This window comes from Amycolatopsis sp. FDAARGOS 1241, assembly GCF_016889705.1.
GTDB lineage: Bacteria > Actinomycetota > Actinomycetes > Mycobacteriales > Pseudonocardiaceae > Amycolatopsis.
This window is the reverse complement of sequence record NZ_CP069526.1, coordinates 4,373,815-4,396,870: the sequence shown is the minus strand read 5'-3', so window position 1 is coordinate 4,396,870 and position 23,056 is coordinate 4,373,815. Positions and strand designations below refer to the sequence as shown.

Annotated in this window: 26 protein-coding genes and 1 pseudogene; 13 read left to right on the top strand and 14 right to left on the bottom strand. The window is 72.6% G+C overall.

All coding sequences use genetic code 11. The features are described 5' to 3' along the window. Window positions 1–242: 242 nt before the first annotated feature. From I6J71_RS21645 to I6J71_RS21625, 5 genes are read right to left on the bottom strand one after another with little or no spacing between them, the layout of a single operon-like run. Window positions 243–548, bottom strand: a complete 306-nt coding sequence (locus tag I6J71_RS21645; RefSeq protein ID WP_204096365.1) for an antibiotic biosynthesis monooxygenase — start codon at window positions 546–548, stop codon at window positions 243–245. Between the two features lie 33 nt (window positions 549–581). Further along, a complete protein-coding gene (locus I6J71_RS49830) occupies window positions 582–1,085 on the bottom strand; it encodes a hypothetical protein (RefSeq protein ID WP_204097640.1) in 504 nt (167 codons plus the stop codon). After that, complete coding sequence (locus tag I6J71_RS50950; protein WP_370542222.1) at window positions 1,007–1,888, bottom strand: MFS transporter; 882 nt, start codon at window positions 1,886–1,888, stop codon at window positions 1,007–1,009. Before I6J71_RS50950 ends, I6J71_RS49830 begins: the two co-directional genes overlap by 79 nt. Next, on the bottom strand, window positions 1,888–2,256 hold the full coding sequence (locus I6J71_RS21630; RefSeq protein WP_204096363.1) for an AI-2E family transporter: 369 nt from the start codon (window positions 2,254–2,256) through the stop codon (window positions 1,888–1,890). Before I6J71_RS21630 ends, I6J71_RS50950 begins: the two co-directional genes overlap by 1 nt. 25 nt (window positions 2,257–2,281) lie before the next feature. Continuing rightward, window positions 2,282–2,899 (bottom strand): AI-2E family transporter, encoded by a 618-nt coding sequence (locus I6J71_RS21625; RefSeq protein ID WP_204096362.1) that lies wholly within the window; start codon window positions 2,897–2,899, stop codon window positions 2,282–2,284. 246 nt (window positions 2,900–3,145) lie between these two features. Between I6J71_RS21625 and I6J71_RS21620 the strand changes: the two genes are divergently transcribed. Beyond that, complete coding sequence (locus I6J71_RS21620; RefSeq protein WP_239155133.1) at window positions 3,146–4,003, top strand: hypothetical protein; 858 nt, start codon at window positions 3,146–3,148, stop codon at window positions 4,001–4,003. Here I6J71_RS21620 and I6J71_RS21615 read toward each other — a convergent pair. Then, window positions 3,993–4,265, bottom strand: coding sequence for a hypothetical protein (locus I6J71_RS21615; protein WP_239155131.1), 273 nt, complete (start codon window positions 4,263–4,265; stop codon window positions 3,993–3,995). The genes I6J71_RS21620 and I6J71_RS21615 overlap by 11 nt on opposite strands. Window positions 4,266–4,423: 158 nt before the next feature. On the opposite strand from I6J71_RS21615, the gene I6J71_RS21610 reads away from it, so the two are divergent. The 6 genes from I6J71_RS21610 (at window position 4,424) to I6J71_RS50935 (ending at window position 7,147) form a co-directional block, all read left to right on the top strand. After that, the gene (locus I6J71_RS21610) at window positions 4,424–4,570 is read left to right on the top strand and encodes a hypothetical protein (protein ID WP_204096361.1); all 147 of its coding nucleotides are present in this window, start codon (window positions 4,424–4,426) and stop codon (window positions 4,568–4,570) included. 126 nt (window positions 4,571–4,696) lie between these two features. Further along, the gene (locus I6J71_RS21605; RefSeq protein WP_204096360.1) at window positions 4,697–4,885 is read left to right on the top strand and encodes a hypothetical protein; all 189 of its coding nucleotides are present in this window, start codon (window positions 4,697–4,699) and stop codon (window positions 4,883–4,885) included. Between the two features lie 41 nt (window positions 4,886–4,926). Continuing rightward, entirely contained in the window at window positions 4,927–5,391 is a 465-nt protein-coding gene (locus tag I6J71_RS21600) for a hypothetical protein (RefSeq protein WP_204096359.1), read from the top strand. 95 nt (window positions 5,392–5,486) lie between these two features. Continuing rightward, window positions 5,487–5,789 carry a hypothetical protein gene (locus I6J71_RS50945; RefSeq protein WP_370542176.1) on the top strand — a complete coding sequence of 101 codons (303 nt, stop codon included), beginning with the start codon at window positions 5,487–5,489 and terminating at the stop codon, window positions 5,787–5,789. 42 nt (window positions 5,790–5,831) lie between these two features. Continuing rightward, the gene (locus I6J71_RS50940; protein ID WP_370542175.1) at window positions 5,832–6,698 is read left to right on the top strand and encodes a chloride channel protein; all 867 of its coding nucleotides are present in this window, start codon (window positions 5,832–5,834) and stop codon (window positions 6,696–6,698) included. Window positions 6,699–6,706: 8 nt separating this feature from the next. Beyond that, window positions 6,707–7,147 carry a hypothetical protein gene (locus I6J71_RS50935; protein WP_370542174.1) on the top strand — a complete coding sequence of 147 codons (441 nt, stop codon included), beginning with the start codon at window positions 6,707–6,709 and terminating at the stop codon, window positions 7,145–7,147. 55 nt (window positions 7,148–7,202) lie between these two features. Here the strand turns inward: I6J71_RS50935 and I6J71_RS21590 are convergent, their stop codons facing one another. Continuing rightward, on the bottom strand, window positions 7,203–7,694 hold the full coding sequence (locus I6J71_RS21590) for a MarR family winged helix-turn-helix transcriptional regulator (RefSeq protein ID WP_204096358.1): 492 nt from the start codon (window positions 7,692–7,694) through the stop codon (window positions 7,203–7,205). A gap of 39 nt (window positions 7,695–7,733) precedes the next feature. Continuing rightward, on the bottom strand, window positions 7,734–8,123 hold the full coding sequence (locus tag I6J71_RS21585; protein WP_204096357.1) for an STAS domain-containing protein: 390 nt from the start codon (window positions 8,121–8,123) through the stop codon (window positions 7,734–7,736). 135 nt (window positions 8,124–8,258) lie between these two features. Here I6J71_RS21585 and I6J71_RS21580 point away from each other — a divergent pair, with 135 nt between their 5' ends. Beyond that, the gene (locus I6J71_RS21580; protein ID WP_239155129.1) at window positions 8,259–9,209 is read left to right on the top strand and encodes a zinc-binding dehydrogenase; all 951 of its coding nucleotides are present in this window, start codon (window positions 8,259–8,261) and stop codon (window positions 9,207–9,209) included. Between the two features lie 2,478 nt (window positions 9,210–11,687). On the opposite strand, the pseudogene I6J71_RS21575 reads toward I6J71_RS21580, so the two are convergent. Beyond that, window positions 11,688–12,829: pseudogene (locus tag I6J71_RS21575) on the bottom strand (glutathione-independent formaldehyde dehydrogenase). A 214-nt stretch (window positions 12,830–13,043) separates the two neighbouring features. On the opposite strand from I6J71_RS21575, the gene I6J71_RS21570 reads away from it, so the two are divergent. Continuing rightward, a complete protein-coding gene (locus I6J71_RS21570) occupies window positions 13,044–14,420 on the top strand; it encodes an MFS transporter (protein WP_204096356.1) in 1,377 nt (458 codons plus the stop codon). A gap of 88 nt (window positions 14,421–14,508) precedes the next feature. Here I6J71_RS21570 and I6J71_RS21565 read toward each other — a convergent pair whose 3' ends face one another. After that, a complete protein-coding gene (locus I6J71_RS21565; RefSeq protein WP_204096355.1) occupies window positions 14,509–14,664 on the bottom strand; it encodes a WD40 repeat domain-containing protein in 156 nt (51 codons plus the stop codon). 924 nt (window positions 14,665–15,588) lie between these two features. Between I6J71_RS21565 and I6J71_RS21560 the strand changes: the two genes are divergently transcribed. Next, the gene (locus I6J71_RS21560; RefSeq protein ID WP_204096354.1) at window positions 15,589–16,611 is read left to right on the top strand and encodes an LLM class flavin-dependent oxidoreductase; all 1,023 of its coding nucleotides are present in this window, start codon (window positions 15,589–15,591) and stop codon (window positions 16,609–16,611) included. 10 nt (window positions 16,612–16,621) lie between these two features. Here the strand turns inward: I6J71_RS21560 and I6J71_RS21555 are convergent, their stop codons facing one another. Both I6J71_RS21555 and I6J71_RS21550 read right to left on the bottom strand, forming a co-directional pair. Further along, window positions 16,622–17,338: a VIT1/CCC1 transporter family protein gene (locus I6J71_RS21555; RefSeq protein ID WP_204096353.1), complete on the bottom strand. Its 717-nt coding sequence runs from the start codon at window positions 17,336–17,338 to the stop codon at window positions 16,622–16,624. Window positions 17,339–17,394: 56 nt separating this feature from the next. Continuing rightward, window positions 17,395–17,931, bottom strand: coding sequence for a helix-turn-helix domain-containing protein (locus tag I6J71_RS21550; protein WP_204096352.1), 537 nt, complete (start codon window positions 17,929–17,931; stop codon window positions 17,395–17,397). Between the two features lie 59 nt (window positions 17,932–17,990). Between I6J71_RS21550 and I6J71_RS21545 the strand changes: the two genes are divergently transcribed. After that, a complete protein-coding gene (locus tag I6J71_RS21545) occupies window positions 17,991–19,184 on the top strand; it encodes a S9 family peptidase (protein WP_204096351.1) in 1,194 nt (397 codons plus the stop codon). A gap of 81 nt (window positions 19,185–19,265) precedes the next feature. Here the strand turns inward: I6J71_RS21545 and I6J71_RS21540 are convergent, their stop codons facing one another. Then, on the bottom strand, window positions 19,266–20,021 hold the full coding sequence (locus tag I6J71_RS21540; RefSeq protein WP_239155127.1) for an alpha/beta hydrolase: 756 nt from the start codon (window positions 20,019–20,021) through the stop codon (window positions 19,266–19,268). A gap of 26 nt (window positions 20,022–20,047) precedes the next feature. Continuing rightward, on the bottom strand, window positions 20,048–20,497 hold the full coding sequence (locus I6J71_RS21535) for a DUF4383 domain-containing protein (RefSeq protein ID WP_204096350.1): 450 nt from the start codon (window positions 20,495–20,497) through the stop codon (window positions 20,048–20,050). 135 nt (window positions 20,498–20,632) lie between these two features. Here I6J71_RS21535 and I6J71_RS21530 point away from each other — a divergent pair, with 135 nt between their 5' ends. Next, a complete protein-coding gene (locus tag I6J71_RS21530) occupies window positions 20,633–21,355 on the top strand; it encodes a GAF and ANTAR domain-containing protein (protein WP_204096349.1) in 723 nt (240 codons plus the stop codon). A gap of 1 nt (window position 21,356) precedes the next feature. Further along, window positions 21,357–22,814 carry a PP2C family protein-serine/threonine phosphatase gene (locus I6J71_RS21525; RefSeq protein WP_204096348.1) on the top strand — a complete coding sequence of 486 codons (1,458 nt, stop codon included), beginning with the start codon at window positions 21,357–21,359 and terminating at the stop codon, window positions 22,812–22,814. The last annotated feature ends 242 nt before the right edge of the window (window positions 22,815–23,056 follow it).

Sequence of the window (23,056 nt, the reverse complement as noted above, 5' to 3'; positions counted from 1 at the left end):
CGTTCTGCCGGCGGCTGTACGTCCCCGCGCTCACTCGGCTGGTCATGCCGAAACTGGTGCCCGCACACCTGAAACCCCGCACCGGCCTCGACCGCGCCATCACCGGCGCGGCCGCGGCACGGGCGCGGACCCGCGAAGCGGCCCCGGCGCCGAGCTGGTCACCCTGCCTGCCGACCGGGCACGTCCCTTTCGCCTCGGACCCCTCGGATTCCTCGCCGCGGTCGAGCCGTTCCTCAGTGGACTCAGTACTCGGCCACGATGTCGTACAGCGCTGGATTCGCCTCGACCGCACGGGGTACGGTGCCCACGGATGCCCGGAACGCCGGGTTCTCCGTCGCCGCCTGCCACGCCTCGACGCTGTCCCAGTGCGCGACGTTCACCAGCTGGAACCGCGCGTCCGCGAGTTTCGCCCGGTGCAGCCGCGTGTCGCGGAAACCGGGCGCGTCGCGCATGAGTTTCGCCCGCTCCCGCCACTGCTCGACGAACGCGTCGATTTCGTCGGCGGGGATCTCGAACGCGTTGATGAGGGTGATGCCTTTTTCATCCATGGGTGAATTCTGGAACCTCGACCCCGGTGGAGGTCAAGTCCGCCCGGCCAGCGAGGCCGCACCGAGCAGACACAGCCCGATCGCGACGAGGTAGCAGATCACGTAGCCGGGGAAGCCCGCCGTCACCGTCGCGAGGATCAGCGTGCTCACCTGACCGCCGAGCCCGCCCGCGAGCCGGCGCACGGTGCTGTTGACCGAGGCCGACGCCGCCGCGACGGCGGGCTCCACCGCCTCGGTGGCGACCGCGCTGTCGGCCTGCAACGCAGCGCCTGCGCCGAGACCGAGCAGGACCATCCCGCCGGCCACGGCGAGCGCATCGGTCCGCGCGAGCGTGAGCACGCCGAGCCCCACCGCGACCAGCACCAGCCCGGCACCGGTGACGACCCGCGCGGTCGTCTTCCGGCTCACCACTCCGCTCACCGGCCCGCACACCGTCTGGGTGACTGCCAGCGGCAGCGTCAGCAGTCCGACGAAGGCGCTGTGCGCGCCGAGCCCGAAGCCGGCGTGCGCGGGCTCGGCGCGGGCGAACTGCGGCACGAGCAGGTAACTACCGAGCAGCGCCCAGCCGAGCCCGACGGTGGCGACGTTCGCCGCGGCGACCTGCCGGTTGCGCAGAATGCCCAGACCCACCAACGGATCCGTTGTCTTGCGCTCGTGGCGCACCCACGCCGGCGCCGCGACCGCGGCCACACCAGCAGCCCGATCGTGAGCGGTGCCGTCCAGCCGGCCGAGGCGGCGACCGTGAGCCCGTCGAGCAGCGCCAGCGCCGCCACCGGCACCAGCACGCTCCCCGCCAGGTCGAAACGCCCGATCGCGCGGTCTACGGGCTCCGGCACCCGGCGGGCCACGAGCCAGGCCGCGACGGCGACGAGCACTGCCCCGAACGCGAAGATCGCCCGCCAGGACACGAACTGCGCCAGCACCCCGCCCGCCGCGAACCCGATCGCCGTGCCGGCCCCGAAGCCGCCGGTGAGCAGGGAGATCGTGGTGGTCTGGCGGTCTTCGGGCACGCTCTCGCGCGCGAGGGCGAGCGCGAGCGGGTACACCGAGGCACCCACCTCCTGCACGGCGCGGAACCCGATCAGCACCGCCAGGTCCGGCGCCGGTGCGGCCCCGATCGAACCCACGGCGAACAGCGCGAGCCCGGTCAGCAGGAGCCTGCGGCGGCCGTGCAGGTCACCGAGGCGCCCCATCGCCATGGTGGCGACCGTGGCCACCATCAGGTACACCGTGCCCAGCCACGACGCCCATTCCGCGGAGCCGCCGAGTGCCCGCTGGACGTCGTGTACCGCGGGGACGATCGACGTTTGCTGCACGGCGAACGCGACGACGGCGGTGATCAGCGCGGGGGGTCGTGCCGCGCTGGGTGGCGGTCTCGGTCTTCACTGCGCTGCTCCAGGTGCCTGGCGAGGGCGGTCGGGGACGAGGCTTCCTCTTGCGATGGGCCGGCTTCATCCGCCGCGCGGAAGCGGCGGTCCGCGAGCACACGCAGCGCCGCAGCTGCGGCGGCGACGGCGGGCGCGGCGAAGATCGCACCCGGCACGCCCGCTTCCGTGCCGCCGGCCGCGATCGCCAGCAGCACGACGAGGGGATGCAGGTGCGCAAGACTGCCCGTCAGCACCGGCCGCCGCACGTGCGCTTCGAGCTGCTGCACACCGACCACGACCACCAGCAGGATCAGCGCGGTGACAAACCCGTTGCCCAGCAACAAGCGAGCACGGCGAGCGTGCCGCTCACGAAAGCGCCGAGGAAAACCAGCACGGCGAGCGGCAGCGCGAGCGGGACGTCGAGCACGACGAGGCCGGGGCCGATACCCGGGGCGTCGAGCAGCGCGATGAGCGTGGTGGTGCGGACGTAGTGGACGATGCTGCGGAACGCCGCGTGCCGGCTTCGTCGACGAATCCGGCGATGGCGGGCCGCACCAGGCGCAGCCCGGTGGACCACATCCGCGGTCCGCCGGAGAGGACCAGGGCGAGCGTGACGATCGCGAGCAGGCCGCCCGCGATCGCTTCGGTGAGGGTGCCGAACACGCCGAGCGTGCCCGAAAGCAGCGCCTGCTGGTGCTGGTCGAGCCACTGTTCACCGCGGCGCAGCAGGAGCTCCAGTTGCTGGTCGCCCACGTGCCACGGGCTCGCACGCAGCCAGTCGCGCAGGCGGGCGACGCCGGTGCCGACTTCGTCGCCCAGCCGCGGGAGTTCGCGCTGCACGGCGAAGACCACGAACGTCAGCAGCCCCGCGACGACAGCCGTGCCGAGCATCATCGCGAGCACCGTGGCGAGGCCGCGGGCGACGCCGTGGCGGGCGAAGAACCCGGCCACGGGCTGCAGGAACGCCGCGAGCAGGACCGCCATCCGACGGGGATCAGCACGAAGCTCAGGTTCGTGATCGCCTCGCACAGGGCCCACAGCGCGAGCAAGATCAGCAGTACCTCCGCGGCCACGACCGCCACCCGGTGCAACCCGCGCGCGCTCAGCCGCAATCCACTGCCCGGTGATCGTTCCTCCGCCACGCGAACGGGGTAGCCGGTGGCGAAGCGGTTGACCGTCCGGTGCCCTGTTCGGGTCACGGCCGACTGCGGGAAAGGCGGGTGGTGGCGAGTGGATTCGTGGTGGCTCGCCGTCCCTGCAGCGGTGCTGGGCGCGCTGGCCTTCGGTACGACCGGGGCCCTGCAGCACCGCGCGGCGCGCGAAACGGGTCAGCTCGGCGCGGTTCGCTTCGGCATCCTGCGATCGCTGGTCACGCAACGGCAGTGGCTCGCCTCCCTCGGGGCGAGCGCGGCCGGCGTGGTGCTGCAGTGGGTGGCGTTGAGCACCGGGCCGCTCGTGCTCGTGCAGCCGGTGCTCGCGCTCGGGCTGGTGTTCGCGGTGCTCGCTCGCCGTCGGCCCGACCGCGTGGTGCTCGGCGGCAGCGCGCTGACCGCCGGCGGGATCGCGGTGTTCCTGGCCGTGGCACGTCCCTCACCGGGTGCGGACCGGCTGACCCTCGGCGAAGTCGTACCGCTCGCCGCGGTGCTCGCGGGTGTGCTGGTGGTGTCCCTCGTGGTCGCGGCGCGCAAGCCCGGTCAGCCGCGGGCACTCGCCCTCGCCGCCGCCACCGGGGTGCTCTTCGGCGTCACCGCGTGCCTGGAAGCTCGCCGCCGCCGATTTTGCCCACGGACCGCTCACCGCGGTGACCGACTGGCCGCTGTACGCCGTGATCGTGTGCGGAGCCGGCGGATTCCTGCTGAGCCAGAACGCTTTCGCGCCGAGGTCGCGCTCTCACCGGCGCTCGCCCTGATGCTCGCGCTCGACCCGGTCGTCAGCGTGCTCATCGGCTGGCTCTGGCTGGGGGAACGGGTGCACCGCGGCCCGGCGGCGCTCGCCGGCGAGTGCGCCGGGCTGGCGATGCTGCTGGTGGGCCTTGTGGTGCTCAGCCACCGGGCACCGCAGGCCGTGCGGGCGTCGGTCAGCGCGTGAAGGCCGACACCGCGCACAGCGCGGCCCAGCCCAGTGCCGCGGCCACGACCGTCGGGCGAGCACACCGGTCCGGCAGGCCGAACCCGAAGACGAGGGCGTCCGCCGTGTCCGACGCGATCCGCGCGCTCAACGCGGTACGCAGCGGCGCGCCGTCCGGGGCGAGCACTATCCCGAGCCCGATGGCGGTGTCGCGCGGGCCGATCGCCGCGACGAGCGTGCGCACCCCGGTGGTCGTGGGCAGGCCGCACGGCTTCGTCAGCACGCGGGGAAAACGATGGTCGTCGCCCTGTACGCCCCGGTCGCGGCGCCGAGGGCGCGGGTCAGCACGGGCATGGTCACCTCCTGGTCAACGCGGCGGGTACGCGGACGCCGCCGGCTCACGCACGGGTTTCGGCTCCGGCCCCGCGGGTAGCCGCCGGCATGACCAGTTCCGAACCGGACCCCCGCCCCGACACGACTCTCGACCGCGAACTCAGCGGCGCCGCCGAGCTGACACCGGACGAGCAACGCGAACTCGCCGAACGCGAAGCAGCGAGCGACCGCGAGGGCAGCCGTGAGCGCGGCTGACGCGGTGCCGACGCTCGAAGCGGCCCGCGGGATGGGTGCGCTGCCCGAGATCGTGGTGAACACCGCGACGGACCGCGCCCGCGGGTGGTTCACCGACGTCATCGGCGTGCCACCGGACGATGTGCCGTGCGAGGGCACCCGCCGCACGTGCGCTTCGCGTGGCCGGCCGGGAGCGCGGACTTCACCATCGAGAGTGCCGGTGCCGGTTCGAGCCGGGTTTCCGTGCAGCTGAAGTGTTCCGGGCCGGGTGATCTCGCCGACCGGGTGCTCGGCAGCCTCGCCGACCGCGTCGACGACAATTTCACCCCCGGCTGACCGGGAGGTGTGGGACGGCCGGGGCGGGGCACCCCGGAGCCATGAACAGGAACCTCCTCGCCGGTCTCGCCGCGGGCGCGGCCGGTGCCACGGCGTTGAACGCCGTCACCTACGCCGACATGGCTCTGCGGGGCCGCCCGCCGAGCACGACGCCCGAAGAGACGGTCGCCCGCGTGGAAGAGCTGACCGGCCGTGGCCTGCCCGGCGGTGAACAAGTCGCAGGCCACCGGCGCTCGGGACTCGGCGCGCTGCTCGGATTGGTCACGGGTACGGGCGTCGGGCTCGTGTACGGACTCGTCCGGTCGCGGCTGGACCGCGCGCCCGCTCTGCTGCTCGTCCTCGGCGCCGCGGTGGCGGCGAACGTGGGTTCGGCCGTGCCGATGGCCCTGCTGGGTGTGACGGACGTGCGCGACTGGGATGCCGACGCGTGGCTGTCGGACCTCGTACCGCACCTCGCGTATGGCGCGACGACCGCCGCGACCTGGGAGCTGCTGAGCGGGAAGTGACCGGTTCCCGTGCGGGCGCCGAGATCTGATCGATGATCAGGGCAAGTGTTGCATACTGCAATGGTGTCGTCCGCCAACGAACTGTCCCGCCCCGTGTGCGCGCCCGCCTTCCGTTCGGGCGCTGGCTGCGCGAACGCGCCTCCGGGCTCGTTGCCCTCGCGCTGCTGATCGGGGCCGGAGCCGGCCTGGGCGCAGTGGTGTTCCGGTGGCTCATCACCGCGTTCACCCGGCTGTTCTCCGGGCGGGACGACTACTCCGCGGCCGGCCGCGCCGCACACCCGTGGTTCCTGGCGCTCGGGCCGTTGTTCCTGCTGGCGCCCGTCGTCGCCGGGCTGTCTACGGGCCGTTGGTGCAGAAGTTCGCGCCGGAAGCCCGCGGCCACGGTGTCCCCGAGGTGATGTTCGCCGTGGCCGAGCGGAGGCGGGCGGATCCCGGCGCCGGTGAGCGCCGTGAAGGCGCTGGCCTCGGCGCTGACGATGGAGTCCGGCGGGTCCGTCGGGCGGGAGGGGCCGATCGTGCAGATCGGTTCGGCACTCGGGTCGACGCTCGGGCGCGTCGCGCGGCTGCCCGAGCCCAGGTTGCGTGTGCTGGTCGCGTGCGGTGCGGCCGGCGGGATCGCGGCCACCTTCAACGCGCCGCTCGCCGGACCGTTCTTCGCGATGGAGGTGATCCTGCGGGACTTCGCGGCCGAATCGTTCGGTGCGGTCGTGCTGGCGAGTGTCACGGCGAGCGTGGTGGGCCGGGCCGTGTTCGGGAACACCCCGTTCCTCGACCTGCCGCCGTTCGGCCTGGCCAACACGGTCGAGTACCTGCTCTTCGGGGTGCTGGGCCTGGTGGCCGGGACGTGCGGGGTGGCGTTCACGCGCGTGCTCTACCTGGTCGAGGACGTGTGCGACCGGCTGTGGCGCGGGCCCGAGTGGCTCCGGCCGGCTGCCGGTGGCGTGGTGCTCGGCGGACTGCTGCTGGTGCTGCCGCAGATGTACGGCGTCGGTTATCCGGTGCTGCAGAACGCCGTCGAAGGCCGCTACGCGCTGGCGTTCCTGCTGGTGCTGCTCGTCGGTAAGGTGCTGGCCACGAGCCTCACGATCGGCATCGGCGGGTCGGGCGGCGTGTTCGCGCCGTTGTTGTTCATCGGTGCGATGGCGGGGACGGCGTTCGGCATCGTGGTGCACAGGAGCCCGCCCTCGGTGACTGCCTCGCCGGGGGTCTACGGACTGATCGGGATGGGTGCAGCGTTCGCGGGGGCGGCCCGGGCGCCGATCACGGCGGTGATCGTGCGTTCGAACTCACCGGCCAGTACTCGGTGATCCTGCCGATGCTGATCGTGATCGTGATCGCGACCGCGATCAGCCGCGCGCTGAGCCGGGACACGATCGATACCCCGAAACTGCGCCGCCGCGGGGTGGACCTGGACTGCTCACCCGCGGCGCGGCGGCTGGGCGGGAAGCCCGTCGCCGCCGTCGTCGAGCCGTTGTCGCAGCCGCTCGACACCGCGGTGCCGCTCGCGGCGGCGGCGCACGCACTGGCGGTGTCCGGGCACGGCGTGCTGCCGGTGACGGCGGGCAGTGAGTACCAGGGTTGTGTGACCGCGCGCGCCGTCGCCGACGCGGTGGCGCGCGGTCCGAGGGAATGTCGGCGACCTGGTCGAGCTGCCACCGGAGGTGACGTGCGAGACCAGCCTGGCGGACGCAGTGCAAGCAACTCGCCGACGCACCCGGCACCGGCCTGCCCGTGCTCGGCGCGGGACGCGAGCTGACGGGCTGGCTCACCCACCAGGCCGTTCGCACCGGTCTGTCCGAATAGGACCGCGGTCAGAACCAGGCGGCGTCGATCGAAGTCCTGGCGGGTGGTTCGCCGCCCGCCTCGGCGAAGGCCGTCAGCGCTTCGACGAGGCCGTGCCGCGCGCCTTCGGGCATCTTCGCGACGATCCGTGCGATCTCACGGCGTCGGCGGCCGGTGACGAGGCGCACGACGCGCTCGCCCTCGCCGGTGAGCTCGACGACGATCTCGCGCCGAGACGATGGGCTGTCCTGGCGCGCCACCATGCCGACGGCGACGAGGCGGTCGACCATGCGGCTCGTCGTCGACGGGGTGACGCCGACGAGTCCGGCCAGCGCCGCTTGGTTCAGCGTGCCGCGCGAGTGCAGGATCACGAGCACCCGGAACTGGGGGAGCGTGATCAGGTCACCGGCCGCGGCGATGGACCGCGCGGACACGGCGACGAGCAGCCGCGACGCGGTGAGCACGGCGTCGGTGACCGCGTCGGCGGTGGTCGCGGGTACATCGGTCGAGGGGCGGGCCATGGCTCCAGTGTGCCGCACGGGAACCCGGGGCGGTGGCCCTCACGTGTGGTGTCCGCGCTCGGCGGCCGCACGGGCGGAGCGGATCGTGAGGTGCAGGTCGAGCAGGTCGCCCGCGTGGGCGGCCCAGATGAGGCGCGCGACGAGCCGTTCGCCGGTCACGACCCGGACGCGCCGCCGCTCGGCGGCGAGGGCCTCGGCGAACCGCAGCAGGACCCGGACCCCGGCGACGGAGATGTCGCTGGCCGCGGTGACGTCGACGACCACGTCGGATCTGCCGTCGAGCGCGGCGGTCTGCAGCTGCTGGCCGAAGTCCGCGGCGCCCGCGGTGTCGAGGGGACCTCTCACCTGCACGGTGCGGACGCGTTCTTTGACGAGCACGGCCTCGTCGGCTCCGGGCAGCGGGCCGGCCGTTCGCCGCCGGGCGGTCATGCGCGGGCTCATTTCGTTGTGGGGCAGAGGATGCTGTCTACACACCTACCCGTGCGGCGGGCGCGTTACCCGGACGTTCACCCGGTCGGACCATCGCGGCCGTTTCGACCGCTGATCGACGGGTACGCGGACGGCATGACGATGCGCGCAGTTCAGATCAGGGAGTTCGGTGGTCCCGAGGTGCTGACCCCCGCCGAGGTGGAGCTGCCCGAGCCTGGGCCGGGGGAGGTGCGGATCCACGTGGCGGCGGCTGCCACGAACCCGGTCGAAGCGAAGATCCGCCAGGGCGTGGCGATGCCGGAGCTCGAGCTGCCGGCCGTGCTGGGCGGCGACGTGGCGGGGATCGTCGACGCCGTCGGCGCCGGGGTGACCGACCTGGCGGTGGGGGACGAGGTCTTCTGCACGCCGGAGCTGACCGCGCGGTGGGGCGGATACGCCGAGTTCTGCGTGGCCGCGGCCGCGATCGTCGCGCCCAAGCCGCAGGGCCTGAGTTTCGTGGAAGCGGCGGCGATCCCGCTCGCCGGGGGTACGGCGTGGGAGGCGATCGTGCGGCGGCTGGCCGTGCGGCCGGGCGAGACGGTGCTGGTGCAAGGCGGCGCCGGGGGCGTGGGGAGCTTCGCCGTGCAGTTCGCGGTGGCCGCCGGCGCGCGGGTGCTCGCGACGGCGGGGCCGGGAAACCAGGACCTTCTGCGGGAGCTAGGCGCGGTCGCCGTGGACTACCGGAGCGCCGACGCCGCCGAAGTAACCCGCGCCGAGACCGGCGGCCGCGGCGCAGACGCCGTGCTGGACCTCGTCGGCGGCGAGAACCTCGCCACCTCGTGCCGCGCGGCCCGCGACTTCGGCCGGCTCGCGACGGTGCTGCCGCCAGCCGGCGAACTGCCGGATCTCTACCAGCGCAACCAGGTCCTGCACGGCATCATGCTCACCCGCGAACGCGCCCGGCTGCGGGAGCTGACCCCGGTCTTCGAACGCGGCCAGGCCCGCCCCGTCGTGAGCGACGTGCTGCCGCTCGAGCGCGTGCGGGAAGCCCACGAACGCCTCGATTCCGGGCACGGCCGCGGAAAAACGGTCCTCGCGGTCGGCTGACCGCGTTCCCGCGAAAGGAGTTCCACCGTGGTGCACCCCGTCCCGCCGGGCCCCGACCCGGGCCCGCGCCCGACCCCCGATCCGGCACCGTCCCCGCCCGGGCCGCCGGACCCGCCGATACCGCCGGTGCCCGAGCCACCGGGACCACCGGGGCCGGTGCCGCCGACCCCGCCGGTGCCACCAGTGCCTGAGCCGCCGGGCCCGCCCGGGCCGCCGAACCCGCCGGTGCCCGACCCGCCGGGCCCACCCGGTCCGGTGCCGCCGGTGCCCGAGCCGCCGGACCCGCCCGGCCCACCGACTCCGCCGGTGCCGCCGCCACCGACCCCGTGAACCGGTCGTCCGTTTGCGCGTCGTTGAGCCGAATTCAAACACGGTGGGCATCATCGGCAGCCGGCCGTTGACCCGGTCGGTGCCGGCAGACTTGGGCGGTGCCGCCGTGAACCCTGCGTGCGGGGTGCGATCCGGCGGAAGCGAACAGATTCACGCCAGGGGATTTGTGGGTGGTTCAGCGATCATCCTGCTTTCGGGGCACCGCCGAGCCCTCCGGTGGCTGAGCCGGCGTAACCATCCGGGCTGTTGGACCCGCCGGTGTGATCGTCGCCGACCCGATGAGCTGGCCGCCCGATTCGCTTCGATGGGGCCGAATTCGAACACCGTGGGCAATATTGCCGTCACCCGACCAGTGTCGGCGGAGTTGGGCGGTGCCGCCGTAAACCCGTGGTGCGCGGTGCCTTCTCGCGGATCTGAAGAGGTCCATGCCAGGGGATTTGTGTGGTGGCTAGGCGATCGTCCTGGCTTTTGGGTACCGCCGAGCCTTCCGGTGGCTGAGCCGTGTAACCATCCGGGCTGCTGGACCCGCCGGTGTGATCGCCGCCGACCCGATGAGCTGGCCGCCCGATTCGCTTCGATGGGGCCGAATTCGAACACCGTGGGCAATATTGCCGTCACCCGACCGGTGTCGGCGGAGTTGGGCGGTGCCGCCGTAAACCCGTGGTGCGCGGTGCCTTCTCGCGGATCTGAAGAGATCCATGCCAGGGGATTAGTGGGTGGCTCAGCGGCTGTCCTGCTTTCGGGCACCGCCGAGCCATCCGGTGGCTGAGCCGCCGCAACCGCCCGGCCGTCAGGCCCCCGGTGCCACCGCCACTGACCCGTGAGCCGCTCGTCCGATTCCCTTGGTTGAGCCGAATTCGAACACTGTGGACATTGCCGTCAGCCGGCTGACGACCCGGACCGCGCTGTCGGACTTCGCGTTGGCGCGGTGAACCGTTCGCGCACGGTGCGATTTGGCGGATCTGAAGAGGTTCATGCCAGGGGGCCGGCGGTGGCTCAGCGATCGTCCTGCTCTCGGGCACCGCCGAGCCATCCGGTGGCTGAGCCGCCGCAACCACCCGGGCTGACAGGCCCGCCGGCGCCACCGCCACCGACCCCGTGAACCGGTCGTCCGATTTCCTTCGGTTCAGCCGGCCGAATTCGAGCACCGTGGACATCACCGGCGGTCGGCGATAGACCCGGTCGGTGCCGGCGGAACTGGGCGGTGCCGCGGTGAACCCTTCGTGCGGGTGCGATCCGGCGGAAGGGAAGAGGTTCACGCCAGGGGATTTGTGGGTGGCGTAGCGATCGTCCTGCCTTCGGGTACGAGCCTGCTGGTGGTGAGCCGCCGCAACCGCCCGGGCCGCTACGCCCGCCGGTGGCACCGCCGTCGGCCCCGTGAGCCGGTCGCCCGATTCGCTTCGGTTCAGCCGAATTCGAACACATCACCGGTAGCAGGTTGAGGGTCCGGCCGGCATCGGCGGGGGCGGTGAGCCGCAGGTGGTCGTCCCGCTTGGCCAAGGAATCTGCGCGGGAGCGCGGGTGCGCGCGGGCCGGGCGGTGGCCCGGGGCCCCACCGCCCGGCCGGGGATCGGAGCCGCGGCCAGGTCGTGGCAGCTGGGCGCGGCTCCGGAGGTCCAGTCCACGAGGGCTACCCGGGTTCGGCTCGGCTACACGTGCACGCGCGTGAAGATCCGCCCCGGCGTGGGGGGATCCCTCTGCTAGGGCCGCACAGGGAGGGAGGCCCCCGCAGCCCACCGGCCAGGGCTTCGCGGTCGCTGCGTCGTGAACACTGCCGCACAGCCCCGGGCATCGTTCAGGGGACAGAGGCCTTCCCCGCGACACCGTGCTGGAGCCGAGCCTCTCCGGGAGGCGCCGGCGAATCGGGCCTCACCAATGGGCAAGCCCGTCCGCTCGCCGATGCCGAAGGACGACGTCGTCGAGGTGCTCGCGAAGAAAGGCCGAGCCTGCGGGGCACCACCCGGCCCTCGGCGCGCGCCGGGAAACCGGCCACCGCCGGGCTCGTGCGACCGAAGTCGCAGTGCACAGCTGGGCCGTCACGACGTGGACCCGCCCCGGCCGCGGACGCGGCGGCCGGGGCGGTTTCGCGGCGAGCGCGGGAGGTTCGGCCGGTCCCGCGCCCGTCTGGTCTCACGCGGGCGCCGCCGCTCAGCCTGCCGGGTGGAGCAGAACCTTCGTCCGGCCGTCGGCGCGTTTGTCGAATTGGTCGTAGCCCCGCGGCGCGTCGTCGAGGGGCAGATCGTGGGACACGATGAGTCCAGGGTGCGCGCGGTCGCGGATGATGAGGTCGCGAAGCTGCCGGTTGTAGCGCTTCACCGGGCACTGGCCGTGGCCCAGGGTGATGTTCTTGTCGAACACGGATCCGTAGTCGAACCCGATGCGGCCCTCCTTCGCGCCTTCGGTCGCCGCGCCCGGGTCCTGCGGGTTGTACACGCCCACCACCCCGATGCGGCCGGTCGACTGCACGACCTCGACCAGCTTGTCCAGCACCATCTCCGGGTGCTCCTGGCCGGTGTGGTCGTGCGCCTGGTACCCGACGGCCTCGATGCCGCAGTCGACGCCGGTGCCGCCGGTGGCGTCGGTGATGAACGCGGTGGGGTCGGTGGCGGAGAAGTCGATCGGGGTGACGTCGAACCGCTCGGCCAGGCGCAACCGGTCCGGTTCCTTGTCGACGACGAACACCTGCGACGCGCCGCGCAGCATCGCGGAGTGCGCCGCCATGAGCCCGACCGGGCCGGCGCCGAACACGGCCACCGTGTCGCCCGGCGACACGCCGGCCAGCTCCGCGCCGTGGTAGCCGGTCGGGAAGATGTCCGACAGCATCGTGAAGTCGCTCTCGTGGTCCGTGCCTTTCGGCAGCTTGAGCAGGTTGAACTCCGCCCACGGCACGCGCAGGTACTCCGCCTGCCCGCCCCAGTACGGGCCCATCATCGGGTAGCCGTATCCGGCGGTCGGCCGGCCCGTCGGGTTCGCGCGCAGGCACGCGTTCGTCCAGCCGGCCGTGCAGTTGCGGCAGGTGCCGCAGGCGATGTTGAACGGCACCGACACCCGGTCGCCCACCGAGATCCGCTCGACCGCGCCGCCGACCTCCTCGACGACGCCCATGTTCTCGTGGCCCAGCACCATCCCCTCGTCGAGCGGCGCGCGTCCCTCGTACGGGTGCAGGTCCGAACCGCAGATGTTCGACGTGGTGAGATCCGGATGATCGCGTCCGACGGCTTCTCGAGCCGGGGGTCGGGGACGTCCTTCACCGCGACGTCGAACGATCCTTGGTACACAACAGCTTTCACGGCGGGCTCCTGACGAGCGCATCGGGTCCGGCACCTCCCGGGCACCGCTGTCTCCCGGGTGGCTACCCGGGTGGTGCGGACCTAATCGGCGGCACTCGGGTGAGGTGGGCGTCACCCGTTCACCAGGAGTGACAGTGGTGAGTCAGCGAAGCACGCCGATCCGTTGGACACTCGTACGCGGCCGCTGAACGGGTGGTGGCCGGAAGGTGGGTTCATGGTCGAGGAGACGCAGGGGAACGGCGGAGTTTCGAGCGGTGACGTCCAGGTCGTCGAACCCGCGGTGATCAAACGGGCGGTCGGCGCGGCGGCGATCGGCAACATCACCGAGTGGTACGACTTCGGCGTCTACGGCTATCTGGCGACCACAATCCAGAAGGTCTTCTTCACGGACCTGCCCGCGTCCGCCGGGCAGATCGCGACGTTCGGGGTGTTCGCGGTCTCGTTCCTGATCCGGCCGTTCGGCGGGCTGATCTTCGGACCGCTCGGCGACCGCATCGGCCGCAAGAGAGTCCTGTCGCTGACCGTGATCGTCATGGCGCTCGGCACTTTCGGCCTCGGCGTCATCCCCAGCTACGGCGCCATCGGCCTCGCCGCGCCCACGCTGGTGCTGCTCGCGCGCCTGGTCCAGGGCATCTCGACGGGTGGCGAGTACGGCAACGCCATGACGTTCATCGCCGAGTACGCCCCCGACCGCCGGCGCGGGTTCTTCGGCAGCTGGCTGGAGTTCGGCACGCTCACCGGGTACGCGTTCGGCGCGACGATTGCGACCGTGCTCAGCGCGGTCCTGTCCGACGAGCAGCTGCTGACGTGGGGCTGGCGGCTCCCGTTCCTGCTCGCGCTGCCCCTCGGCGCCGTCGGCCTCTACCTGCGGCGGCGGCTCGAGGAGTCACCGGCATTCGCGCAGCTGCAGGAGAAGGAGAAGGCGCAGCAGCGAGTCCAGTCGTTCGGGGCGGAGCTCAAGGCGGTGTTCACGAAGTACTGGCCCGCGATGGTGCTGTGCGCCGGGCTGGTGCTGACGTGGAACGTCGCGAACTACATGCTCACCAGCTACATGCCGACGTACCTGACCGAAACGCTCCCGGCCCACCACACGGGCATCTCCAAGACGGCGTCGGAGATCCTGCAGATCGTGGTGCTCGTGCTGCTCATGGTGGTGATCACGTTCATCGGCCGCCTGTCCGACAAGGTGGGGCGGCGCCCGGTCGTCATGGTCGGCTGCGTGGGCCTCATCGTGCTCTCGCTGCCCGCCGTGCTGCTCGTGCGCACGGGTGGCACCACCGCGACTTTCTTCGGCCTGCTGATCATGGGCCTGGTCCTCGTGCTGTTCTCCGCGATCCTCCCGGCCACCCTCCCGGCGCTCTTCCCGACCCGCATCCGTGCCGGTGGGCTGTCCATCGCGTTCAACATCTCGGTGTCCCTGTTCGGCGGCACCACGGCGACGGTGATGAGCGCTCTGGTCTCCGCGACGGGCGACCTGAACTGGCCGGCGTGGTACCTCATGATCGCGGGCGCGATCGGCGCCGGGTGCATCTACTTCGTTCGGGAATCGGCACGGAAACCGTTGCCGGGGTCGGCACCGCGCGAGGAGTAGCTCAGCTCCGCCATCGCCGGTTCGCTCCCGAGCCGGAATTCGAACCAGTGCACCCCGTGCGCCCCGACGACGGCCAATCGCGAACCGGTCAGCCAGAGTCGACCCCCGTCGATTCACCGGCGAGCCGGAACTCGGTGCGCCGGCTGCCGGCGGCGGTGCCGAACACGCGGACGGTGCAGTCGTCCGACACCGTGGCGAGGAACGCGCCTACGGGTGACCAGGCGCCGTCGGTCGCCGACGTCATGGCCTGGTCGTCGACGGATTCTCCTTCGGGTTGCCACGTCGTTGGTGTTCCAGTACCGGACGTGGTCGTGGTCGAGCACGGAGAGCCGGTCGCGCTCCGGCATGACCACCATCCCTTCGACGCGCGCGGAGCGTCGCGCTCGGCTCCCGCGTGCGCGTGGACTTCACGTGCACCACGTCCCACTGGGCGAGCGCGAGCCGGTCGCCTGCCCCCGGCAGACGCGTCGAACCCAGCGGGGGCGTCCACCCGGCCATGGCACGCCGGTCGTCGAGCCGCCTGCACAACCAGCGGGCGGGCGGCAGCGACGCGAGGCGACCGGCCAAGGTGATCAGCGCGCACAGCGCCGGGCCGCGCGGCGGGTTCCGGGGCGGCCCGCTCGCCTGCCGCAGGCCGGATTCGCCGGGTTCCCAGCAGGACCGAGACGCGGACCCGGTCTGTTCCGCCGCGCCGAAGGTTTTCGTCACGGCTGCGAGGCGGTACTCGCGATCGTTTGTTTCGAATTCCTCGCGCACTCGCTCAGCGTTCGGCGGCCGGCTGGGCCGGGCGCAGGACCAGGTCCGCGTCCGGCACTGCTTCGCGGGCGGTTGTTCGTCGCCCGGCGACAGGCCGGACAGTTCGATCCGCAGCGCGCCGAGCCGGCGCAGGCGGACAAGGTCGTGGGCGGGCGTGGCGGACGTGAGGAGCACGGTGCGCAACGACACAGCGAAGCCAGTTCAGCCACCTCCGCGACCGATGGGATGCCCGTCGCGGTGACGGTGGGCTCCGAGCGCGGCCACCAACGCGGACGAGAGCGGATCGACGACGGCACCCCCAGGGTGACTCCATCCGTTCGGCTCCAGCTTAGCCGGTGCGCCCACGTGGTGCGAGCACGTGACCTCTGCCGCGCGAGGGAATCAATCGGGGGCTCTGTACGCTCCTACAGTCGTGAAGAACATTGGATTCCTCTCGTTCGGCCACTGGTCGGACAGCCCGCACTCCGAAACGCGCTCGGCGGCGGACTTCCTGCACCAGTCGATCGATCTCGCGGTCGCGGCCGAGGAGCTCGGTGTCGACGGCGCGTACTTCCGCGTGCACCACTTCGCGCGGCAGGCGGGCAGCCCGTTCCCGCTGCTCTCGGCCATCGGCGCCCGGACCTCGAAGATCGAGATCGGCACCGGCGTGATCGACATGCGCTACGAGAACCCGCTGTACATGGCGGAAGACGCGGGCGCGGCCGACCTCATCTCCGGCGGCAGGCTGCAGCTCGGCATCAGCCGGGGATCCCCCGAGCAGGTGATCGACGGCTGGCGCTACTTCGGCTTCCAGCCCGCCGAGGGTCAGGACGCGTCGGACATGGCGCGCACGCACGCCGAAGTTTTCCTCAAGGTGATCGAGGGTGAAGGCTTCGCGGAGCCGAACCCCCGGCCGATGTTCGCGAACCCGCCGGGCCTGCTGCGGATCGAGCCGCACTCCGCGGGGCTGCGCGACCGCATCTGGTGGGGCTCCGGCTCCAACGCCACGGGTGTCTGGGCCGCGAAGCTCGGCATGAACCTGCAGAGCTCCACGCTCAAGGACGACGAGACGGGTGAGCCGCTGCACGTGCAGCAGCGCAAGCAGATCGAGGCGTACCGCGAGGCGTGGAAGGAGGCCGGGCACGAGCGTGAGCCGCGCGTGTCGGTGAGCCGCAGCATCTTCGCGCTGACCAACGACCTCGACCGCGCGTACTTCGGCAGCGACCGCAACTCGCGCGACCAGGTCGGCATGATCGACGAGAACACGCGGGCCATCTTCGGCCGGTCGTACGCGGCCGAGCCCGACGAGCTGGCGCGGATGCTCAAGGAGGACGAGGCGATCGAGGCCGCGGACACCCTGTTGCTGACCATCCCGAACCAGCTCGGCGTCGAGTACAACGCGCACGTGCTCGAGAGCATCCTCAAGTACGTGGCGCCCGAGCTCGGCTGGCGCTGACGCGGCCCGGTCAGCCGGCCGGTGCGCCGATCAGCTGGCCGATGCCGTAGGTGACGGCGACGGCGAGCGCGCCGAGCAGCAGCTGCCGCACACCGGAGCGGACGAGCGGGCGGCCGGTGAGCTCGCCGACCGCCGTGCCGCCCGCGAGCAGGGCCACACCCGTCACCACGAGCGAGGCGAGCAGCGTGCCGGCGCCCAGCACGTAGGGCAGCAGCGGCAGCAGCGCGCCGAGTGAGAACGCGACGAACGACGCGGCCGCCGCCAGCCGCGGTGAGGGCAGTTCGTGGGGGTCGACGCCGAGCTCGTGGCGCGTGTGCAGTCGCAGGGCCCGCTCGGGGTCCTTCGCGACGGCTTGGGCCATGCGTTCCGCGGTATCGGCATCGGCGCCGTAGGAGGTGAGTCGCTCGACGAGTTCGTCGTGCTCCTGCTGGGGGAAGCGCTCGTGCATTTCGGCTTCGAGCGCAACCTCCGCGTGGACGAGCTCATTCTGGTTCGTCACCGACACGTATTCCCCGGCACCCATCGAGAACGCCCCGGCGGCCAGTCCGGCCAGCCCGGTGAGCACGATCGTGTGGGGCTCCAGCCCGCCCGCGCCGACGCCGGCGATCAGCGCCGCGTTGGTGACCAGGCCGTCCACGGCGCCGAAGACGGTGGGCCGCAGCCAGCCTCCGGAGACGTCGCGGTGACGGTGGCTCCAGCCGGCCGGGGGCGGTTCGCGTGTGGTCATGGCGGTGAGTCTGGTCCCGGACGGGGACTTTCGCGAGCGTGGCGGTCCACAGAGGATCATGGGCCGGGTGGTTCGTTCGGGAACAGGATGGGGCTGAGCAGGTACCGGGTGCGTCCGGCGCGCGCTTCGTTCGCGAGCCGGGGCGCGATGGCGGCGCGCAGGTCTGCGATGAGCGCCTCGAGTTCGGCGCCGTCGAGCCAGACGGCGTGCTGGCGGTAACCGACGAGGTCGGCCACCGGGTCCGCGGTGTCACGGTCGAGGTAGGCGTCGAACTCGGCGAGGAGCGCGGCGACCGCGCTGGTGAACGCGCGGCGGTGGTCTTCGGGGGTCATGCGGCGCGCGGTCTCGAGGTCGATCGTGGCGCGGTCCCGGCGCAGCCGGTAGTGGCGCTCGACCGCGCCGCGCACGCGCCGTTCTTCCGCGATTTCGAGCACGCCGGCGTCGGCCAGCAGGTCGACGTGCCGGTAGACGGTCGCCTTGGACACGCCGGGCAGCCGGGCCGCGAGGTCGGCGGTGGTCAGGGTCCGGTCGCCGCGCAGTGCGTTCACGATCCGGACCCGGACCGGGTGCGCGAGGAGCTTCAACGGGTCCACTGCCCAACATTCTCACATCGTGCTACCGTTCGCAAATCTGAGAAAGGTAGGGCGGCGCGGTGGGGGCAGTGGAGCCGGTGGCGAACGCGGTGGTGGAGCTTCTGATCGACGAGCGGTTCGAGGAGGTGGCGGGGCGGTTCGCGGCAGGCCTTCGGGCGGCGGTCTCGGCCTGGGCGTTGCGTGCTGCGTGGGCGACGGCGGTCGCGGCGCACGGGCCCGCCGTGCTCGCGGGGACCGCTGCGGTGGAGCCGGTCCAGGCCGGGCTGGTGCAGGTCCGGGTCCCGGTCGGCGGGTTCGACGTGGTGATGTCGGTCGGCGAGGACGGGCTGGTGCACGGGCTCCGGCTCACGCCCGCTGCTGATTCCGTGTGGACGCCACCGTCCTATGCGGACCCGTCGGCGTTCACCGAGCGGGAGATCACGCTCGGCGCGGCCGGCGCGACGGTGACGGCTCCGGTCGCCGGCTGTGGTGCCGGTGTCGTGCTGCTCGCGGGTGGCGGGCCGTTCGATCGCGACGAGACCAGCGGGCCGAACAAGCCGCTCAAGGATCTCGCGTGGGGGCTCGCGGGCCGTGGGGTGGCGGTGGTGCGGTTCGACAAGCTCACGCACGAGCACGCCGCCGGGTTCACGATGACGGACGAATACGTGCCGTTCGCGCTGGAGGCACTGGACGTGCTGCGCCGCCAACCGGGGGTCACGCGGGTGTTCGTCGCCGGCCACAGCATGGGCGGCAAGGTGGCGCCGCGCGTCGCCGAAGCGGATCCAGCGGTGGCGGGGCTGGTGATCCTCGCCGGTGACGCGCAGCCGATGCACCACGCCGCGGTGCGCGTCGCGCGGTACCTCGGGCTCGACGGGTCCATTGTGGAGCGATTTGCCCGGCAGGCTTCGCTGGTGGACAGCGCCCGGCTGACCTCGCGCACGCCGTCGGCGGACCTCCCGTTCGGCTGGCCGGCGTCCTACTGGCTCGACCTGCGCGGCTACGACCCCGTCGCCACCACCGCGCGGCTGACCACGCCGGTCTTCCTGGCCCAGGGCGGCCGCGACTACCAGGTCACCGTCGCCGACGATCTGTCCTGCTGGCTCGCCGGCCTCACCGGCCGCCCCGGCGTCACGAGCAAGGTCTACGAGACCGCCGACCACCTGTTCATGCCTGGGCAGGGCCGTTCGACCGCGGCGGACTACGCGCGCCCCGGCCACGTCGACGCGGCTGTCGTCGCGGACGTCGCGGAATGGGTGGCGCGGACCGGTGCGTAGCGGATCCGTGCAGTGCGAGAGACACGCCGATCGCCGCGAACCCGGCCGGCCGGACGCGGGGCGAGTCCGTCCACAGTGGCCTCACGCCACGGCGGGATCGTCGGCCCACTCCTCGAGGAACGGCTCCACGGCCGTGTAGACGTCCGGATCGATCGTCAGGCCGAGGTGGCCGCTGTGCACTTCGGCGTGGGACGCGCGCGGGTCGAGGCAGGCCCGCCACGGCACGATCGCGTCGCGGCGCGAGTAGACGGACAGCGCCGGCACGTCGACGGCCAGTGGCTCGGCCAGCCCGGCCAGGTGCTCGTCGCGGCAGCCCCCGGTGAGACAGCCGGCGTCGAGCAGGTTCGGGACCCCGGCGGCGGAGAGCCGGGCGAGCGCGCGGGCCGCGTGGAAGACCACGGGGTGCGCACCCAGCGGGTCGAGCACCGGTGACCCCAGCATGATCACACCGCGCACGAGGTCCGGCCGGTGCGCGGCCGCCACCCGGGCCAGGCCGCCGCCGCGGCTGTGCCCGACCCGCCCACCGGTTTCCGCCGCGTGCTCGGCGAGCCGCCGCTCGAGGCGGCCGACGAGCTCCCCGGTGCAGCCGACGTCGAAGCCGATGCCCGCGTCCCGGGGGCGGAAACCGCGCCCGCGCAACCACCGCCGTAGCACGGCGAAGCTGGTGGCACCCGAGAAGAACCCCGGCACGAGGACGACACCGCGGCTGGCGCCGGCCTCCGCCCGGCCGCGCCACACCGGGTGCCGGAACAACCGCGGGAGCTGCCGCAGCGAGGTGGCGGCGTTTTCCCGCGCCAGCAGGCGGGCGAGGCGCGCCGTGGCGGTGATCGCGGACATCGGTGGCAGCACGCCCTTTCCCGGAGTCAGGAGGTGCGCGCGGGTCGGGCGATGAGCAGGCCCAGGGCGATCATGCCCGCGCCCAGGCCGAGGTGCAGCCAGTTGTCGGCGGTGTTGACCGGCACGAAGTTCGCGTCGCTGCCGTGGTCGACGAGAAGCCCGTAGAGCCACAGCACTAGGTAGACCGCCCCGCCGGCGACGAGGAACAGGAACGCTCCGCGCGGGGTCCGGGCGGCGGCGAGTCCGATGACGCCGAACAGCAGGTGCACGACGTTGTGCAGGATCGACACCATGAACACGCCGAAAAGCATCGCCGTCGAATCGTGGCCGGCGAAGGTGAGCTGGTCGTAGCCGGTGGTGATCCCGGGAATGAACCCGAGCACCCCGACGAGCAGGAACACCACGGCGACGGCGGCCGCGACGAGCCGGCCGGCCGTGCGGCGGGTGGTGGTGGGGCTGCGGGTGCCGGTCGTCATGGCGTTGCCTCCTCGGAGTGGGCGAAGCGGCGGCGTACCCGCTCGCCCGACCGCTAACCGCACCCCGGGTTCACCCGGTTAGGACGCGCGATGACGGGTATCCGCGCCGCCAGCACGATCGGTGGGTGATGCCGCATGAAACCCGAACTGCCGCTGTCCGACGAGCTGGCGGGTGTGTTCGCGAGGGTGTCCGGCCTGCTGCTTTCCGCCGAGACCGCCACCTCGGTCCTGCTGGTCCTCACGGGCCTGGCCCGTGAGACGTTCCCGGACACCGCCGGCGCGGGCCTCAGCGTGCTCGGTCCCGGCGGGGACTGGTTCTCCACCGCCTCGACCGACGAGGCGGTCGAGCTGGCGGACCGGTGCCAGTACCAGACCGGAACCGGTCCCTGCCTCGTCGCGTGCGCGGACCGGAAAGTGGTGCGCGTCGACGACCTCGCCCGGGAGATGCGCTGGCCGCGGTGGGCCCGGCGGGCACAGGAGCTGGGGTTGAGGACTTCCCTCAGCGCGCCGCTCGTGGCCGGAGACGAAGCACTGGGTGCGGTGAAGGTCTACGGCACCCGAGCCGGCAGCTACAGCTCGCGGGACGAGTCCCTGCTGGCCATGTTCGCCGCGCAGGCCGCCGTGCTGGTGGCGAACACGAGGTGCCACGCGGATGCCCAGCGCGTCAGCGAGCGGCTGCGCACGGCGGTGCGCGGGCGAGACGTCGTCAACCTCGCGAAGGGGATCCTGATGGCGCGCGGGCACGTCGACGAGCAGACGGCCTTCCTGCAGCTGGCCAAGACCGCTCAGGAACGCGGGCAGCCCCTGCACGAGCTCGCCGACGACTTGGCCACGACGACGGTGAAGCGGCGGCGCTGAGGTGGGGGAGCAGGAGGCCGACCGGCAGCGGCACGCGGCAGCCGCCGCGTTCACCCGCGCCGGGCTGACCGCGGAAGAGCTGTGGCTGAGGTACTTCGCCTTGGGTGGCGGTCTGGGGCTCTTCGAGATCGAGGCCTATGTGGACGGTGTGGCACAGCTGCCCGTGGCCGACCGCGACGTCGTGGCCCACGCCGTCAACGAACGCCTGGACGAGCTCGCCGGGGGCCGCCGCGCCTCCTACAGCCGCACGCTGCGGGACGCGATGCCGCGCAGCGCGCCCCTGACGTCGCTGACGACGCTGCTGGAGGGAGCGGAACTCGCCCCTCCGGAGCGGCTGCCCGCCCTCGCCGCGGACGCGGGTGAGGCGCTGGGAACCGGGTTCACCGTCTACCTCGCCGACTACGAGCAGCGTTCCCTGCGGCCGGTGCTCGCGCCGGGTGCGGCGGCCCGTGCCGACCTGAACGTGGAGACGACGCTGGCCGGGCGCTCGTTCCGCCGCCTCGAGGTCCTGCCCGCAGAGGCCGAGCCGCCTCGGCTGTGGGTGCCGCTGCTGGACGGGGCCGAGCGCCTCGGGGTGCTCGAAGTGGAGGTGCGCTCGGCCGCGGACCTCTACGATCCCGGCCTGCGCACGCACTGTCGCTGGGCGGGGATGCTGCTCGGGCACCTCGTGGTGCTGATGACCAAGTACGGCGACGGCCTCGACGTCGTGCGCCACCAGCAGCGGCGCACGGTCAGCGGTGAGCTGATCTGGTCGGTTCTGCCCCCGCTGACCGCCGGGGTGGACGGCTTCATCATCAGCGCTGCCGTCGAGCCGCGGCACGCGGTGGCCGGCGACGCGTTCGACTACTCGTTGTCGGAGGCCACCGCGCAGCTGCTGGTCCTGGACGCCGTCGGGCACGACCTGCGCAGCGGTTTGCTGGCCGCGACCGCCGTCGCGGCCTACCGCGCCGCCCGGCACGCGGGCAACGGCCTGTTCGAACAAGCACGGCTCGTCGACGAGACACTCAGCGGCGAGTTCGGCGGTGCCGCCTACGCCACGGCGGTCCTCGCGGAGGTGGACCTGAGGAGCGGACGCCTGCGCTACGTCAACGCGGGGCATCCGCCGCCCCGCATCATGCGGGCGGGCCGGGTGGTCAAGCCGCTCTCCGGCGGCCGCCGGATGCCGCTGGGTCTCGGGCCCGGGCGGGAGTTCAGCGTCGGCGAGGAATGGCTGCAACCCGACGACTGGTTGCTGCTCCACACCGACGGAATCACCGAAGCGCGCGACGCCACGGGCGAGTTCTTCGGCGACGACCGGCTCGCCGATTTCCTCGAACGCGAAGCCGCCGCGGGGTTCCCGCCGCCGGAAACGGTCCGCCGGCTCATCCAAGCCGTGTCGGCGCACCAGGACGGCCGGTTCCAGGACGACGCCACGGTGCTGCTCGCCCGGTGGACGGACCCGGACGACCTGGTGCCCTGAACCCCCACGGCTCGCCGTGCTCCGGCGGGCACACCACCTGCGGGCACGGCACTCACGTTCGCGGTGACGGGTGGGTATCTCCGGAGCGGAGGAGGTGGCGAGGGAGGGCGGCGGCGAGCATGTGCGGACCGGGTGCGACGTGGCCGGTGACCACGTGAACCAGCTCGCGCCCGCGCAGGCGCGGCAGCCGCCGGTGGCGCGCTCCGGGAGCCCGGCGGGGTCCTGCGGCTTCGTGGGGTCGG